The following is a 16,689-nucleotide window of genomic DNA, read 5'->3' as shown; positions in this document are numbered from 1 at the left end:
CTTGGCCGGTGGCCACCGGCCAAGGCGCTAAGTCACTTCCATCGCACAAATGCTGGCCGTGCAGATACAAGGGGTTGTCTCCGCGAGCGATCCTCTTGCAGCTGCGTTCGCGGATAGAACCCCTCATCCGGCGCTTCGCGCCACCTTCTCCCACAAGGGGAGAAGGAAGAAAAAGAATCACACCGGCAGAAACCGCTTCAAGGCCGGCATGAAGAAGATCCCGAGATTGATCGCAAAGCCGATGCTCCAGAGGATGGAGCGCAGCGTCGGGCGGTTGCCGAGATAGGTCAGCACATAGGCGATCCGTACGATCAGGAACAGCACCGCGAGCTCGTCGATCAGGCGCTGCGGCGAATCCCTGTATTCGGCCAGCAGCACCGCAAAGGCGAAGAACGGAAAGGTCTCGATGCCGTTCTGGTGCGCGCCGAGCGCGCGCTGCGCGATGGCGTCCTCGAAGAAAGCGGGGTCGCGCGGCCGCGAATTGTCGAAGCCGCGAAACCTGATCCATTTGACCGAGACGATCGTCACCAAATAGAGCAGCAATGCTCCGAAGACGCACCATTCCGCGAGTGTCATCTTTCCTCCCCGCCTCGGTGCGACCCTAGCGAAACCGGCCTGATCTTGACAAGCTCGGGGCAACGCGCGACCCAACGAGGCATGACAATCCTGGCCCCTCTCAAAACCACGAAGCCGCTGCCCCAGTCCGGCCAGCCGCGCGTCGGCGTACTCCTGGTCAATCTCGGCACGCCCGATACCGCCGACGCGCGCGGCGTGCGGGTGTATCTGAAGGAGTTCCTCTCGGACGCCCGCGTCATCGAGGATCAGGGCTTGATCTGGAAGGCGGTGCTGAACGGCATCATCCTGCGCACCCGCCCCCGCGCCAAGGCGCGCGACTATCTCAAGATCTGGAACACCGAGAAGAACGAGTCGCCGCTCAAGACCATCACGCGCTCGCAGAGCGACAAGCTCGGAGCCATGCTGTCGGACCGCGAGCAGGTCACGGTGGAATGGGCGATGCGCTACGGTAATCCCTCGATCAAGTCGGGCGTCGATGCACTGATTGCGAAGGGCTGCGACCGCATCCTTGCCGTACCGCTCTATCCGCAATATTCCGCCGCGACGTCGGCCACCGTCTGCGACGAGGTGTTTCGCGTGCTTGCGCGGCTGCGTGCGCAGCCGACGCTGCGGGTGACGCCGCCTTATTACGAGGACGAAGCCTACATCGAGGCGCTCGCCTCCTCGCTCGAGACGCATCTGGCGAGCCTGCCGTTCACGCCGGAGCTGATCGTCGCCTCCTTCCACGGCATGCCGAAGGCCTATGTCGACAAGGGCGACCCGTATCAGAGCCAATGCGTCGCGACCACGGAGGCGCTGCGGCGCCGGCTCGGCATGGACGAGACAAAGCTGCTGCTGACCTTCCAGTCGCGCTTCGGATTCGACGAGTGGCTGCAGCCCTACACCGATAAGACCATGGAGCGTCTGGCGAAAGAGGGCGTGCGTCGTATCGCGGTGATCACGCCGGGTTTTTCCGCCGACTGCCTCGAGACGCTGGAGGAGATCGCGCAGGAGAATGCCGAGATCTTCGAGCACAATGGCGGCGAGCAGTTTTCCGCGATCCCCTGCCTCAACGACAGCGCCCCCGGCATGGATGTGATCCGAACGCTGGTGCTGCGCGAGCTCCAGGGCTGGATCTAGTGAGCCTGGATCCGAGGAGCGCCCCATGAAGCGCCGCGAGGTTCTGGCGCTTCTTGCGGTGACCGCGGCGCTGCCGGCCTCGGTGCTGGCGCAGCAACCGAATGCGACGCGCCGGCTCGGCGTACTCTCGGTCACTGCGGCGGACGACGCGATCGGGCTGACGCGTAGCGCGGTCCTGGTCGAGGCGCTTGCCGGGCAGGGCTGGAAGGAGCACGGCAGCCTTGAGATCGATTGGCGTAACGGCGGCGGCGACCGTGCGCGCATCGCGCAACTCGCCGACGAACTCGTGGCGCTCAAGCCCGACATCCTGCTTGCGGTCGGCACGCCCTCGGTCGAGGAGCTGCGCCGGCGCACGACGACGATCCCGATCGTTTTCGCCGTCGTCACCGATCCGGTCAGCCAGGGCTTTGTCCAGAATCTCGCCCATCCCGGGGGCAATATCACCGGCTTCACCGATTACGACGGCCCGCTGGCCGGCAAATGGCTGGAGATGCTGACGCAGGTCACGCCAAGACCGTCCCGTGTGTTCGTGGTCTACAATCCCGCCACCGCGCCGTTCGCGCCCTTGATGCTGCGTACGATCGAGGACGCTGCGCGGACGCTTCATGTGATGGTCGAGCCCACGCCCGTCCATGACGCAGACACGATCGCGGCGCTGGTGTCGCGCAAAGACGGCGGCTTCCTGATCCTGCCGGACTTCTTCACCATGGCCAACCGCGCCCATCTGCTCGCGGCGATTGCCGAGGCGCACGTGCCCGCGGTGTTCTGGAGCCGCAGTTTCGTCGAGGACGGCGGGCTGATGTCCTATAGCACCGACAGCGCCGAGCAGCTCCGCCGCGCCGCAGGCTATATCGATCGCGTCCTGAAGGGCGCGCGGCCTGCCGACCTGCCGGTGCAGAACCCCACCAAGTTCGAGCTCACGGTCAACCTCAAGGCGGCCAAGGCGCTTGGCGTCACGCTTCCGCCGGGCTTGCTCGCAATCGCGAACGAAGTCATCGAATGAATTCGGCTGTGACGGACGACATGTCCGGATTCGTTAACTTTCGCCGCTAGGTTTGCGCCCGCACGTTTCAAGAGCCTTTCGGAAATACATATCATGGCCGTTCCCTCCAAGCGCGTCTTGTGCAGAATCGTGCTGATACCGACGTGAATCGCGACCGCTGAACCGGTAGGGTCGTGATCCCGACCAATGACAGCGCGGAAAAGGCCTTTTCCCGACAATCCTTTCCGCCTTGGAGGAAATATGAGCGGTTTCGACATTTTCGCGATTGTCCTGGTTTTGCTCGTCATCGTCACGCTGGTGGCCGGCGTAAAGACGGTGCCGCAGGGCTATGATTGGACCATCGAGCGGTTCGGCAAATACACCCAGACGCTGAGCCCCGGGCTCAATCTGATCGTGCCCTATTTCGATCGCGTCGGGCGCAAGATCAACATGATGGAGCAGGTGATCGACATTCCCGAGCAGGAGGTGATCACCAAGGACAACGCCACCGTGACGGTCGACGGCGTCGCCTTCTTTCAGGTGTTCGACGCCGCCAAGGCGAGCTACGAGGTCTCCAACCTGACCCAAGCCGTCACGGTGCTGACCATGACCAACATCCGTTCGGTGATGGGTTCGATGGATCTCGACCAGGTGTTGTCGCACCGTGACGAAATCAACGAGCGCCTGCTGCGTGTGGTCGATGCCGCCGTCTCACCCTGGGGCCTGAAGGTCAATCGTATCGAGATCAAGGACATCGTGCCGCCGGCAGACCTCGTCGAAGCCATGGGCCGACAGATGAAGGCCGAGCGCGTCAAACGCGCCGACATCCTTCAGGCTGAAGGTGCACGCCAGTCCGAGATCCTGCGCGCCGAGGGTGCCAAGCAGGGCCAGATCCTCCAGGCGGAAGGTCGCCGCGAGGCCGCCTTCCGCGACGCCGAAGCACGCGAGCGGTCTGCGGAAGCCGAGGCCAAGGCGACGCAGATGGTCAGTGAAGCCATCGCCAAGGGCGACGTCGCGGCCCTGAATTATTTTATCGCGGACAAATATATCAAGGCGTTCGGGCAGCTCGCTGAGTCGCCGAACCAGAAGGTCATCATGCTTCCGGTTGAAGCGATGAGCATGCTGGGCTCGCTCGCCGGCATCGGCGAGATTGCGAAGGCGACGTTCGGCGAGAGTGCGGCATCCGCCGCTGCCGCCGCTCGTCGCGGTTCGGTGCCGACGACCACCGGCAGCACGCCGCCGGCGGTGCCGCCGCGGCAGGGGTAAAGCGCATGCCCCGGAAAAGTGGACACCGGTTTTCCGACAAGGGCATGCGCCATTTCAAAGAGGTCGTGTCATGACCGACATGTTCGTATCGCTCGGCACCTGGAACTGGCTGATCTTCGGCTTCGTCCTGATGGCGCTGGAGGTGCTGGCGCCGGGAATCTTCCTGTTCTGGCTCGGGCTCGCCGCGTTGCTGGTCGGCCTGATCTCGTTCGGAGCAGCGATATCCTGGCAGATCCAGCTCGTGATGTTCGCGATCTTCGCCGTCGCCGCCGTGCCGGTATGGCGCCGGCTCGCCCGGCCGAAGCCGGATGCAATTGCCGCCAGCCCCTTCCTCAACAAGCGCGCGGATGCGCTGCTCGGCCGCGAGTTCACGCTGGAGAAGCCGATCGTCGACGGCAACGGCACCATGCGTATCGGCGACACGGTCTGGCGCATCGCGGGCCCCGATACGCCGGCGGGCACGCGTGTGAAGGTGGTGCAAGTGGACGGTGCGAATCTGACAGTGGCGGCGGCGTAGTCTTATCGTACCTCGCCCCGCTTGCGGGGAGAGGTCGGATTGCATCGAAGATGCAATCCGGGTGAGGGGGAGTCTCGGCGAGTCCGTCTCTCACCTTGTTTGCGGAGCAGCCCCTCACCCCAACCCTCTCCCCGTAAGAACGGGGAGAGGGAGAACAGCAGTCTCAACCCTTCTTCCACCGCTCCGCAAGCTGGTGCAGCGGCATGAACGTCTCGCACAATTCCCGCCCGAGCGCCGTCAGCCCGTAACCGCCGGCTTCGCCCAGCTCCACGAATCCGGCCTCGCGCAAATCGTCCAGCCGCGCCTGCAGCACCGTCGGCGAGGCCTCGTCGCAGGCGGTGCGCAATGCGCGCGAGGTGAGGTGGGCATCGCGCAGCTCCCACAGGATTCGCAGGCTCCAGCGTCGCCCCAGGATGTCGAGCAGCGCCATGATCGGTCGCCCGGAGCGCGAGCCACGGACGCTGCGCGATCTGGAGGAGGTCTGTTTCGCCATCGTCGCCCTCTTGCGTGTCGCTACAAATAGTGTAGCGTATCGCTACAACAAATGTAGCAAGAGAGACGGCTGATGTCCCAGGCCACACCGCGCATTGCCCCGCTTACCCCGCCTTATCCCCCGGAGATCCAGGCGCAGTTCGACCGCATCATGCGCGGTGCGCCGCCGTTGCTGCTGTTCCAGGTGATGGCGGGCCACACCCGCGCCTGGGACAAGTTTCGCGCCGGCGGCCTGCTCGATCCCGGCCCGCTCTCGTTGCGCCAGCGCGAGATCGTCATTGACCGCACCTGCGCGCTGAACAAATGCGAATATGAATGGGGCGTGCACGTCGCGATCTTTGCCGCGCCGGCGGGACTGAGTGAGCCGGAGGTGCGTGCCACCATGCAGGGCGATGCGACGTCGCCGTGCTGGTCCCCGGCCGAGCAGGCGCTGATCGCCGCCGTTGACGCGCTGCATCACCGTGCGTCGCTTGACGACGCCGAATTCGCCGCGCTGTCGGCGCATTACGACGAGGCGCAGATCCTGGAGATCATGTTGCTGTGCGGCTTCTACCGCACGGTGTCGTATCTGGCGAACGGGTTGCGGTTGCCGCTGGAGGAGACGGCGGCAAGATTTCCTGCGCCGCTCTAACCGCCGTCATTGCGAGCGTAGCGAAGCAATCCAGAATCTTTCCGCGGAGGCAGTCTGGATTGCTTCGCTGCGCTCGCAATGACGAAAGAGAAAGGGACGCGCTACGCCACGCCCGCCCGCAGCAGATCGTGCAGGTGCACGATACCCACCACCTTGTCCGCCTCGGTCACGACCAGTGTCGTGATCTTGCGGGTGTTGAGCACCTCGATCATCTCGGTGGCCAGCATCGAGGGCGGCACGGTCTTCGGCTGCCTGGTCATGACGTCATCGACCGACGCTGTCAGCAGGTCCGGCCGCATGTGGCGGCGCAAATCGCCGTCGGTGATGATGCCGACAGCCTCGGCTGCATCGTTGACGATGCAGACGCAGCCGAGGCCCTTGGCCGACATCTCCATCACCGCGTCCGACATCTTGGTGCCGAGCGGCTTGAGGGGGATCTCCGCGCCGGTGCGCATGTAGTCGCGGACGAATTTCAGCATGGCGCCGAGCTTGCCGCCCGGGTGGAAGTGCGCGAACTCCAGCGCGGTGAAGCCGCGGCCTTCGAGCAGGGCGATCGCGAGCGCATCGCCGATCGCAGCCTGCATCAACGTCGAGGTGGTCGGCGCCAGATTGTGCGGGCAGGCCTCGCGCGCTTTCGGCAACTCGATCACGATGTCGGCCGCTTGTCCCAGCGAGGATGCCGCGTTTGACGTCACCGCGATCATCGGGATGGCGAACCGGGCGGAATAGTTCACCAGTGTCTTCATCTCCGGCTGCTCGCCGGACCAGGACAGCGCCATGATGACGTCGTCGGTGGTGATCATGCCGAGGTCGCCATGGGCGGCTTCGGCGGTGTGCACGAAGAAGGCGGGCGTGCCGGTCGAGGCCAGCGTTGCCGCGATCTTGCGCCCCATATGGCCCGATTTGCCGAGCCCGGTGACGATGACGCGGCCCTTCGCGTTGCGGATCAGATCGACCGCCTGGGCGAAGCTCGCGCCAAGCGGGCCGCGCAGGGCGACGGCGAGCGCATTGATACCGCCGCTCTCGGTTTCCAGCGTGCGGAGTGCGGATTCGACGCTGTCGGGAATGGGGCCGGATGATTGGGTCATCAGCGGTTTCGAACTCGGCATGTTCTGGTCCAGGGAGGAGGGGTGTTCGCCCGTTGGCGCCTGCTTAGCACGCCACGGCCTTCGAGGCGACGAGGGCGCCCCAACCCTCAACCGGTCGTTAACCATAATTGTTTTAACTCCATTAACGATGGTTCCCGTCGATCGGTGGGGGCAATCGCGAAAGTGTTTGATTTCGTTGGAGTTCTTCCATCGTGGGGTCGTCTCCAGGCACGAGCCGGAGCAAGCGCGCGCATTTCCTGCGCGCGGCTTTGCCGTGCTTTGCGCTGACGGTCCTCGGAAGCGCCCCCGTGGCCGCCCAGAGCCTCACCCCAGACCTGTTCAGTCCCAACCGCGGTGGCTTCGCCTCGCCCGACACGCTGCCGACGCGCCGCACCGCGGGCGTGCCGCAGGCACCGTCGGATGCACTGCCGACGCTGCCCGACCCCAACGCCGATTTGCGCAAGCGCCAGCAGACGCCGGCGCGCCCAGGCCAGAACCCGAACAGCCAAAACCCGACCAACCCAAACCCGACCAATCAGGTCCCGATCTACGGCCTGCCCGCTGCCAATGGCGCCAGCGCCTCCGGCTACGATTCACTCAACCGCAAGCGACAGCAGCCGAAGCTCTATCCCGGACAACCGAAGCCGAAGCGCCCGGTCGGCCCCGGCTCGCCAGTGCCCCCGGCGACGCCTGAGCGGACGCTCGGCCCGCCGCGCATCGCGCCGCCGCCGTCCGAGACCGCGCACAAGACGCCGGTGCCGCCGGCGCTGGCCGGCAACGTCCCCGGCCAGCCGCTGCGCCGCCGCCTCAAGCTCGACGAGGATGCGTTCGGCGCGGTCGGCGACTATGCCGGCAGCTTCCTGATCAAGGGCGGGCTTGAGCTCTCCACCGGCTACGACACCAACCCGGCGCGTTTGAACAAGCCGGTCGGCTCGCCGGCCTATGTCGTCGCGCCCGACCTGCTCGTGGTGTCCGATTGGGAGCGCCACGCGCTGGTCGCGGATCTGCGCGGCTCGTTCTCGGGCTACACCAACAACATGCCGGCGACGATCGACGGCTTTGCCTCGCCCTCGCCGGTCGAGGTCGACCGCCCCGACTTCAACGGCCATGTCGACGGCCGCATCGACGTCAATCGCGATCTCAAGCTGACCACGCAGCTGCGCCTGCGGCTCGCCACCGATAATCCCGGCAGCCCGAACGTGCAGGCCGGCCTGCAGAAATATCCTGTTTACGCGACCTATGGCACGACCGTCGGCTTCGACCAGACCTTCAACCGCTTCCAGGTCGCGGCCGGCGCCACCGCGGATCGCACCGCCTACACCAACTCAAAACTCACCGACGGCTCGACCTTCAGCAACGATGACCGCGACTTCAACCAGTATGGCGGCGTGGGGCGCTTCTCCTACGAGCTGAAGCCGGGCCTGAAGCCGTTCGTCGAGATCCAGGGCGACACCCGCGTCCACGACCAGGCCGCCGACCGCAACGGCTTCTTCCGCGATTCGAACGGCGGCTACGCCAAGGTCGGCACGTCCTTTGAATTCTCGCGCATCCTCACCGGCGAGGTCTCGGTCGGCTATTCCGCGCGCAACTATGTCGACCCGCGCCTGAGCCAGCTCGCGGGCTTCCTGACCTCGGGCTCGCTGATCTGGAACGCAAGCGGCCTCACCACGGTGAAATTCGCCACCGACACGCAGATCGCCGAGACCACCATCCCCGGCTCCTCCGGCGTGCTGGTGCATACCTACGGGATCGAAGTCGATCACGACTTCCGCCGCTGGCTTACGGCAGTGGGCAAATTCACCTACGGCACCTACGACTACCAGGGCCAGAATCGCAATGACAAGACCTACTCGTTCGAAAGCAATTTGATCTACAAGCTCAACCGCAACATCTGGATCAAGGGCACGCTCCGCCACGACATCCTGGATTCGAACCAACCGGGGTCAAGCTCGCAGGGCACGGTGGTGATGGTCGGGGTGAGGCTGCAGAATTGAGGAGAAGCCACTATGGCACCTCGAATTACTTTAGACATCAATTCGGCCGGTGAATTCGAGCTATGGCTTAATCCCGAAGGCCGAGACCTTTTAGTCAAGGAACTGCTGGCCCTGAGTGAGACCAACGAGCACTTTAACTTGATGCCAAGTGAAGTAGCATCGGACGTTGAGGTTTCGACGCGTCCCTATCGACCGAGCGACAAGCTTCTCGAATACGGTAAGGTGCTGTTCCGACTTGACGAGTGGGACGCACGGCACTTTCCGCACGTCCTTGACTGAAGTCTGCTCGCTGCCGCTCACTCCGCTGTCATGCCCCGGCTTGACCGGGGCATCCAGTACGCCGCGGCCGCTCGGTCGATAACAAATGTCTCTGGGATACTGGATCGTCCGCTTTCGCGGGCGATGACACCGTCTGCAAATCTGGCGGCGGAGCTAGCGCCTACCGCGGCAGATCCGTCTTCCCCATCAGGAACGTATCAATCGACCTGGCACACAGCCGGCCCTCGCGGATGGCCCAGACTACCAGCGATTGGCCGCGGCGCATGTCGCCGGCGGTGAACACGTTCGGGCGCGAGGTCTGGTAGTCGAGCGTGTTGGCCTTGACGTTGCCGCGGGGGTCGAGCTCGACCGAGAGCATCTTGAGCAGGCCCTCGTGCACGGGATGGACGAAGCCCATCGCGAGCAGGACGAGGTCGGCATCGAGCTCGAACTCGGTGCCGGCGATCGGCTTGAACTTGTCGTCGACGCGCACGCAATGCAGCTTCTTGACCTTGCCGTTCTCGCCCGTGAACTTCTGCGTCAGCACGGCGAACTCGCGGACCGCGCCTTCGGCCTGGCTCGACGACGTCCGCATCTTCAGCGGCCAGTTCGGCCAGGTCAGGCCCTTGTTCTCGTGCTCCGGCGGAGCGGGCATGATCTCGAGCTGGGTCACGGAGAGCGCGCCCTGGCGGAGCGAGGTGCCGATGCAGTCGGATCCGGTGTCGCCGCCGCCGATGACGACGACATGCTTGCCGGCGGCGAGAATCTCCTGGACGCCGTTCAACGGCTCATTGGACACGCGCCGGTTCTGCTGCGGCAGGAAGTCCATGGCGTAGTGGATGCCGGCGAGGTCGCGGCCGGGGATCGGCAGGTCGCGCGGGGCTTCGGCGCCGCCGGTCAGCGCCACGGCGTCGTACTCGTTGAGCATCTCGCGCGGATCGACATTGCCGTCGCCGCCGACATGGCTGTTGTAGTGGAAGGTGACGCCTTCGCCTTCCATCTGCTTGACGCGGCGGTCGATGACGCCCTTCTCCATCTTGAAATCGGGGATGCCGTAACGCAGCAGGCCGCCGGCCTTGGCGAACTTCTCGAACAGATGTACGTCGTGGCCGGCGCGTGCGAGCTGCTGCGCGCAGGCCATGCCGGCCGGACCCGAGCCGATCACCGCGACCTTCTTGCCGGTCTTGTGGGCGGCAATCTCGGGCTTCAGCCAGCCATTGTCCCAGGCGCGGTCCACGATCGCGCATTCGATGGTCTTGATGGTGACGGGGTTGTCGTCGATATTGAGCGTGCAGGATGCTTCGCACGGCGCCGGGCAGATGCGTCCCGTGAACTCCGGGAAATTGTTGGTCGAGTGCAGATTGCGTGAGGCTTCTTCCCAGTTGCCCTGATAGACGAGGTCGTTCCAGTCCGGGATCTGGTTGTTGACCGGGCAGCCGGGCGTGCCTGGCGAGACCGAGCCGGTGCCGTGGCAATAGGGAATGCCGCAGTTCATGCAGCGCGCGGCCTGGTCGCGCGTTTCCTTCTCGGAGAGGGGGACGACGAACTCGTGGAAATGCTTCACGCGCTCGGCGACCGGGGTGTACTTGCGGTCATGCCGTTCGATTTCGAGAAAACCCGTGATCTTGCCCATTAAACCCGAAGTCCCTGCCGTCTAATCGTTTGTTGTTTCCTCACCGTCATTGCGAGGAGCTCTTGCGACGAAGCAATCCAGTCTGCTTCCGAGTAGAAAGTCTGGATTGCTTCGCTGCGCTCGCAATGACGGGGTGTGATGCTCAGGCCCCGATCGCGATTTTCGGCTCGGCGTCCGCGTTGGCGGCCATCTCGCGCAGCGCGCGCCGGTATTCGACCGGCATCACCTTGCGGAATTTGGGCAGCCAGTCCTTCCAGTTGGTCAGGATGTCGGCGGCACGCCTGGAGCCGGTCGCTTTCGCATGGCGCGTGATCAGGACGTGGAGCCGCTCGACGTCGGAGGCGAGCAGGTCCTTGAACACGTCGACCCGGCCGTGCGCCTCGAGGTCACCGGAGTGGTGATAGGTGCCGGCGTTGATCAGCTCCTCCGACAGCACCGGCTCGAGTTCGACCATCGCCATGTTGCACAGCCTGTCGAAGTCGCCGGTCTCGTCCAGCACATAGGCGATGCCGCCGGACATGCCGGCCGCGAAGTTGCGTCCGGTCTTGCCGAGCACGACCACGATGCCGCCGGTCATGTATTCGCAGCAATGGTCGCCGGCGCCCTCGACCACCGCCACGGCGCCGGAATTGCGCACGGCAAAGCGCTCGCCGGCGATGCCGCGGAAGTAGCACTCGCCTTGAATGGCGCCGTACATCACGGTGTTGCCGACGATGATGCTCTCTTCCGGCACGATGCCGCTGTTGGCCGGCGGCTTGACGATGATCTTGCCGCCCGAGAGGCCCTTGCCGACATAGTCGTTGGCTTCGCCTTCGAGCTCGAAGGTGACGCCTTGCGCCAGCCAGGCGCCGAAGGCCTGGCCCGCGGTGCCCTTGAGGCTGACATGGATGGTCTCATGCGGCAGGCCGGCATGGCCGTAGATCTTGGCGACCGCACCCGACAGCATCGCGCCCGCGGAGCGGTTCGTGCTGTTGATCTTGGCCTCGATCTTCACCGGCGCACCGCGGTCGAGCGCAGGCGTCGCCTGCTCGATCAGCGTGCGATCGAGCACCGCTTCCAGATGATGGTTCTGGCGCTCGGAGTGATAGATCTTCTGGCCCTTCTCTTCCTTCTGCTTGACGAAGAGCTTGGAGAAGTCGAGGCCCTTGGCCTTCCAGTGCGCGACCAGCTTGGTCTGGTCGAGCAGCTGCACCTGGCCGATCATCTCGTTGAAGCTGCGGAAGCCGAGCGAGGCCATGAGCTCGCGGACCTCCTCGGCGACGAAGAAGAAGTAGTTGATCACATGCTCGGGCTGGCCGGTGAAGCGCTTGCGCAGGACGGGGTCCTGGGTCGCGACGCCGACCGGGCAGGTGTTGAGATGGCACTTGCGCATCATGATGCAGCCGGCCGCGATTAGCGGCGCGGTGGCAAAGCCGAACTCGTCGGCGCCGAGCAGCGCGCCGATCACGACGTCGCGGCCGGTGCGGAAGCCGCCGTCGACCTGGACCACGATACGGCTGCGCAGCCGCTCGCGCACCAGCGTCTGGTGGGTTTCGGCGAGGCCGATCTCCCACGGTGACCCCGCGTGCTTGATCGAGGTCAGCGGCGAAGCGCCGGTGCCGCCCTCGAAGCCCGCGATGGTGACATGGTCGGCGCGCGCCTTGGCGACGCCCGCGGCGACCGTGCCGACGCCGATCTCCGAGACGAGCTTGACCGAGACCGCGCCGTCCGGATTGACGTTCTTGAGGTCGTAGATGAGCTGCGCCAGATCCTCGATCGAGTAGATGTCGTGGTGCGGCGGCGGCGAGATCAGGCCGACGCCAGGCGTCGAATGCCGGACCTTGGCGATGGTGGCGTCGACCTTGTGGCCGGGCAATTGGCCGCCTTCGCCGGGCTTTGCGCCCTGCGCCATCTTGATCTGCATCATGTCGGAGTTGACGAGATACTCCGTGGTGACGCCGAAGCGGCCCGAGGCGACCTGCTTGATCGCCGAGCGCATGCTGTCGCCGTTCGGCATCGGCTTGAAGCGGTCGGCTTCCTCGCCGCCTTCGCCGGTGTTCGACTTGCCGCCGATCCGGTTCATGGCGATCGCGAGCGTGGTGTGCGCCTCACGCGAGATCGAGCCGAAGCTCATCGCGCCGGTGGCGAAACGCTTGACGATGTCCTTGGCCGGCTCGACCTGGTCGAGGGCGACAGGCTTGCGCTTCTCTTCGTCTGCGTTCTTGATCCGGAACAGGCCGCGCAGCGTCAGGAGACGCTCCGACTGCTCGTTGAGGATCTTCGCGAAAGCGCGGTAGCGTTCCAGCGAATTGCCGCGGGCGGCGTGCTGGAGCAGCCCCACCGACTCGGCGGTCCATGCATGGTCCTCGCCGCGGCTGCGATAGGCATATTCGCCGCCGACATCGAGCGAGGTCTTGTAGACGAGCGCATCGCCGAACGCGTCGGCATGACGGCGCACCGCCTCTTCGGCAATCTCGCCAAGACCGACGCCCTCGACGCGGGTGTGCGTGCCGGCGAAGAACTTGCCGACGAATTCCGCCTTCAGGCCGATGGCGTCAAAGATCTGCGCGCCGCAATAGGACTGGTAGGTCGAGATGCCCATCTTGGACATCACCTTGAGCAGGCCCTTGCCGATCGACTTGATGTAGCGCTTGACGATCTCGTAGTCATCGAGCGAACCGGGCAGGCGGTCCTTCATCGCGATGATGGTTTCGAACGCCAGATACGGATTGATCGCTTCCGCGCCGTAACCGGCCAGACAGGCGAAGTGATGCACTTCGCGCGGCTCGCCGGATTCGACGACGAGGCCGACAGACGTGCGCAATCCGGTACGGATCAGATGATGATGCACGGCGGCGCAGGCCAGCAGCGACGGGATCGGAACCCGGTCGGTGCCGACCATGCGGTCGGACAGGATGATGATGTTGACGCCTTCGCGCACCGCGCTCTCGGCGCGCGCGCAGAGCTCGTCCAGCACCTGGTCCATGCCGGCCGCGCCGAGGCCGGCGTGGAAGGTGGTGTCCAGCGTGCGCGACTTGAAGTGCGACTCGGCGACCTCGGAGATCGAGCGGATCTTTTCGAGGTCCGCGTCGGTCAGGATCGGCTGGCGCGCTTCGAGGCGCTTGGTAGTGGCAAGGCCTTGCAGGTCGAACAGGTTCGGCCGCGGTCCGATGATGGAGACGAGGCTCATCACCAGCTCCTCGCGGATCGGGTCGATCGGCGGATTGGTGACCTGCGCAAAGTTCTGCTTGAAGTAGGTGAACAGCGGCTTGGCCTTGGCCGACAGCGCCGAGATCGGCGTGTCGTTGCCCATCGAGCCTGCGGCTTCCTCGCCGGTGGAGGCCATCGGCGTCATCAGAATGGTGATGTCTTCCTGGCTGTAGCCGAACGCCTGCTGGCGATCGAGCAGCGACAGGTTGGAGCGCACGCCGGTGGTCGGCACCTTCGGCAGCTCTTCCAGCACGATCTGGGTCCGCTCCAGCCACTCGGTGTAGGGATGGCTTCTGGCGAGCTCGGCCTTGATCTCGTCGTCGGGGATCAGGCGGCCCTGCTCGAGATCGACCAGCAGCATCTTACCGGGCTGCAGGCGCCACTTGGTGATGATCTGGTCCTCGGGAATCGTCAGCACGCCCATCTCGGACGCCATCACGATGCGGTCGTCCTTGGTGACGAGATAGCGCGCGGGCCGCAGGCCGTTGCGATCGAGCGTGGCACCGATCTGGCGGCCGTCGGTGAAGGCGATCGCGGCGGGGCCGTCCCACGGCTCCATCAGGGCTGCATGATATTCGTAGAAGGCGCGGCGCTTCTCATCCATCAAGGGATTGCCGGCCCACGCCTCCGGAATCATCATCATGACGGCGTGGGGCAGCGAGTAGCCGCCCTGCACCAGGAATTCGAGCGCGTTGTCGAAGCAGGCGGTGTCCGACTGGCCTTCGTAGGAGATCGGCCAGAGCCGGTTGATGTCCTTGCCGTACAGCTCGGAGCTCACCGAGGCCTGGCGCGCCGCCATCCAGTTGACGTTGCCGCGCAGCGTGTTGATCTCGCCGTTATGCGCGATCATGCGGTAGGGATGCGCCAGCGACCACGCCGGGAAGGTGTTGGTCGAGAAGCGCTGGTGAACGAGCGCGAGCGCGCTCTCGAAGTCCTTTTCGTGCAGATCGGGATAGTACTTGCCGAGCTGGTCGGCGAGGAACATGCCCTTGTAAATTACGGTACGGCAGGACATCGAGCAGGGATAATAGCCGGCGAGGCCGCGGTCGCGGCGCTGATAGATCGCCTGCGAGATCGACTTGCGCAGGATGTAGAGCCGGCGTTCGAAATCGTCCTCGGTCTTGGCGGTGCCGTTGCGGCCGATGAACACCTGCATGCAGGCGGGCTCGGTCGGCTTAACGGTGACGCCGAGCGAGGAATTGTCGGTCGGCACGTCGCGCCAGCCGAGCAGTGTCAGGCCCTCTTCCTTGATCTGGTCGGCGATGATGCTCTTGATGACGTTGCGCCAGGCGGTGTCGCGCGGCATGAACAGCGCGCCGATGGCGTATTCGCCGGGATTGGGCAGCGCGAAGCCGAGCTCCTTCGCCTTGCGGCTGAAGAAAGCATGCGGGATCTGCACCAGAATGCCGGCGCCGTCACCGGCGCGCGGGTCGGCGCCGACGGCGCCGCGGTGCTCGAGGTTGCAGAGGATGCTGAGCGCGTCCGCGACGATCTCGTGCGACTTCTGGCCCCTGATGTTGGCGATGAAGCCGACGCCGCAGGAATCCTTCTCCAGGCTCGGATCGTACAGGCCTACGGCCGGCGGGCGTGAATTGTGTTCCTGAATCGGATCGGCCGTTTTCGAGGCGACCGTCGCCGACAGTTGCTCTGCCACGATGTTTCCGCGCTCGACTTGCGACCCGTTCATGTCCTCGTCCTCTCCATGCGGCAAGCTGCCTCACCGCCATCTTCGGCGCACCTTGGGCGTCCCGCGGCACCCGCTTCTGGGTCACCGCTCGTTCGCTCGCGAGCCGCATTTTCTTAAATTCAGGCCAAGGCGTTCTTCGTCCCCGAGAACGGCTTTGCCTGTTGCCTTCTTGGCGCTCGAAAGCACCGATTTCGTTGCAATCCCTATGCCGGAACCGCAAGCAAAATTGAGACAGTCTTCCTGTCCTAACCGTCACCTTGCCAAATTTTTGTCTATCACACAAGCGCGCGCAAGTCCCGATTCCCCATGGATCAATCAATCGCTTTCCAAAAGTTGCGCGGCCCCGGTTTTGAAGCAAACGCGCCCCGATCCGGCCCTGCCGACGCCGGAATCCCCAATGAAGCTTCGGATCAACCCTTTGGAAGACGCGCCACGCCACAAGAAGCGAAAGAGTGCGATCCATCCGGGGGGCCTGACAGGAGCGTCTCGACCATGAAGTTTTTCACAGGATGTGTGGCCGCCGCCACGCTGGCGCTGGCTGCGACCGCGGCTCAAGCGCAGGTTCCAGCACGAGGGGCGATGATCGCAGTCTCGGATTTCGACGGACCCTATGCGCCGCCGGAGGCCGCGCCGCCGCCGCCGCGCTACGGCTATGGCTATGGCTACGAAGAGCGCGGGCCGGCTCCGGTGCTGCTGCCATCGACCGAGGTCTACGCGGTGCTGCGCGAAAATGGCTTCTCTCCACTGGGCATCCCGCGCCTGCGCGGCGGTGTCTACACCATCGCAGTGATCGACCGCCGCGGGGAGGACGGCCGGCTCGTGATCGATGCCCGCGACGGAAGGATCTTGCGCTTCATGCCGGCTGCCGACGCCTACGGCATGGCGCCGGGCTACGAGCAGCCTACGGTTGCGCCTTACCGTCCGCAAAGCGCGCTGCCGCCGCCGACCATGGTCCGCAGTGGCCCGCCCCGCCCACCGGCCCCGATCCCGCATGTCGCCAGCCGCTCCGTGCCGCTGCCCAAGGCGGCTCCGCCGCGTGAGGCCCCGGTCGTCGCCGCCAAGCCGGCCGAGCCTGCGACGCCGCAGGCCCAGGCGCCGCAGGCACAGCCTGTGACGCAGACCGCGGCCGCCGTGCCGTCCAAGCCCGCTGAGGTCGCACCGCAAGCCGCCGCGCCAACCGTGGGTCAGGTCAAGCCTGCCGCGACGATCCTGCCTACGCAGGAGATGCCGGCGGCACAGGGGCTGGACTAAGCGCGG

Annotated in this window: 13 protein-coding genes; 8 read left to right on the top strand and 5 right to left on the bottom strand. The window is 65.0% G+C overall.

Annotation, left to right across the window (positions count from 1 at the left end):
• Positions 1-177: 177 nt before the first annotated feature.
• The gene (locus tag AC0L3S_RS31970) at positions 178-576 is read right to left on the bottom strand and encodes an MAPEG family protein (RefSeq protein WP_473263741.1); all 399 of its coding nucleotides are present in this window, start codon (positions 574-576) and stop codon (positions 178-180) included.
• A gap of 81 nt (positions 577-657) precedes the next feature.
• On the opposite strand from AC0L3S_RS31970, the gene hemH reads away from it, so the two are divergent.
• The 4 genes from hemH to AC0L3S_RS31950 all read left to right on the top strand — a co-directional run bounded on the left by hemH (position 658) and on the right by AC0L3S_RS31950 (position 4,460).
• Complete coding sequence (gene hemH, locus AC0L3S_RS31965; protein WP_473263740.1) at positions 658-1,695, top strand: ferrochelatase; 1,038 nt, start codon at positions 658-660, stop codon at positions 1,693-1,695.
• Positions 1,696-1,720: 25 nt separating this feature from the next.
• Positions 1,721-2,698, top strand: coding sequence for an ABC transporter substrate-binding protein (locus AC0L3S_RS31960; RefSeq protein WP_473283618.1), 978 nt, complete (start codon positions 1,721-1,723; stop codon positions 2,696-2,698).
• Between the two features lie 240 nt (positions 2,699-2,938).
• The gene (locus AC0L3S_RS31955) at positions 2,939-3,943 is read left to right on the top strand and encodes an SPFH domain-containing protein (protein WP_473263738.1); all 1,005 of its coding nucleotides are present in this window, start codon (positions 2,939-2,941) and stop codon (positions 3,941-3,943) included.
• A gap of 70 nt (positions 3,944-4,013) precedes the next feature.
• Positions 4,014-4,460 (top strand): NfeD family protein, encoded by a 447-nt coding sequence (locus AC0L3S_RS31950; RefSeq protein ID WP_473263737.1) that lies wholly within the window; start codon positions 4,014-4,016, stop codon positions 4,458-4,460.
• Positions 4,461-4,623: 163 nt separating this feature from the next.
• Here the strand turns inward: AC0L3S_RS31950 and AC0L3S_RS31945 are convergent, their stop codons facing one another.
• Positions 4,624-4,953, bottom strand: a complete 330-nt coding sequence (locus AC0L3S_RS31945; RefSeq protein ID WP_473263736.1) for a winged helix-turn-helix transcriptional regulator — start codon at positions 4,951-4,953, stop codon at positions 4,624-4,626.
• A 72-nt stretch (positions 4,954-5,025) separates the two neighbouring features.
• Here AC0L3S_RS31945 and AC0L3S_RS31940 point away from each other — a divergent pair, with 72 nt between their 5' ends.
• A complete protein-coding gene (locus AC0L3S_RS31940) occupies positions 5,026-5,583 on the top strand; it encodes a carboxymuconolactone decarboxylase family protein (RefSeq protein WP_473263735.1) in 558 nt (185 codons plus the stop codon).
• Positions 5,584-5,684: 101 nt separating this feature from the next.
• Here AC0L3S_RS31940 and AC0L3S_RS31935 read toward each other — a convergent pair whose 3' ends face one another.
• On the bottom strand, positions 5,685-6,692 hold the full coding sequence (locus AC0L3S_RS31935; RefSeq protein ID WP_473263734.1) for a KpsF/GutQ family sugar-phosphate isomerase: 1,008 nt from the start codon (positions 6,690-6,692) through the stop codon (positions 5,685-5,687).
• Between the two features lie 191 nt (positions 6,693-6,883).
• Here AC0L3S_RS31935 and AC0L3S_RS31930 point away from each other — a divergent pair, with 191 nt between their 5' ends.
• Both AC0L3S_RS31930 and AC0L3S_RS31925 read left to right on the top strand, forming a co-directional pair.
• The gene (locus tag AC0L3S_RS31930; RefSeq protein ID WP_473283615.1) at positions 6,884-8,665 is read left to right on the top strand and encodes an outer membrane beta-barrel protein; all 1,782 of its coding nucleotides are present in this window, start codon (positions 6,884-6,886) and stop codon (positions 8,663-8,665) included.
• Between the two features lie 12 nt (positions 8,666-8,677).
• Positions 8,678-8,944 carry a hypothetical protein gene (locus AC0L3S_RS31925; RefSeq protein WP_473283613.1) on the top strand — a complete coding sequence of 89 codons (267 nt, stop codon included), beginning with the start codon at positions 8,678-8,680 and terminating at the stop codon, positions 8,942-8,944.
• 160 nt (positions 8,945-9,104) lie between these two features.
• On the opposite strand, the gene AC0L3S_RS31920 is transcribed toward AC0L3S_RS31925, so the two are convergent.
• Both AC0L3S_RS31920 and gltB read right to left on the bottom strand, forming a co-directional pair.
• A complete protein-coding gene (locus AC0L3S_RS31920) occupies positions 9,105-10,556 on the bottom strand; it encodes a glutamate synthase subunit beta (protein ID WP_473283610.1) in 1,452 nt (483 codons plus the stop codon).
• A gap of 142 nt (positions 10,557-10,698) precedes the next feature.
• Entirely contained in the window at positions 10,699-15,432 is a 4,734-nt protein-coding gene (gene gltB, locus AC0L3S_RS31915) for a glutamate synthase large subunit (protein ID WP_473283608.1), read from the bottom strand.
• Between the two features lie 492 nt (positions 15,433-15,924).
• Between gltB and AC0L3S_RS31910 the strand changes: the two genes are divergently transcribed.
• Positions 15,925-16,683, top strand: coding sequence for a hypothetical protein (locus AC0L3S_RS31910; protein WP_473283605.1), 759 nt, complete (start codon positions 15,925-15,927; stop codon positions 16,681-16,683).
• Positions 16,684-16,689: the final 6 nt, after the last annotated feature.

Source organism: Bradyrhizobium sp. Ken01, from assembly GCF_055807355.1.
The sequence above is the reverse complement of the archived record's forward strand: the minus strand, read 5'-3'. Positions and strand labels throughout refer to the sequence as shown.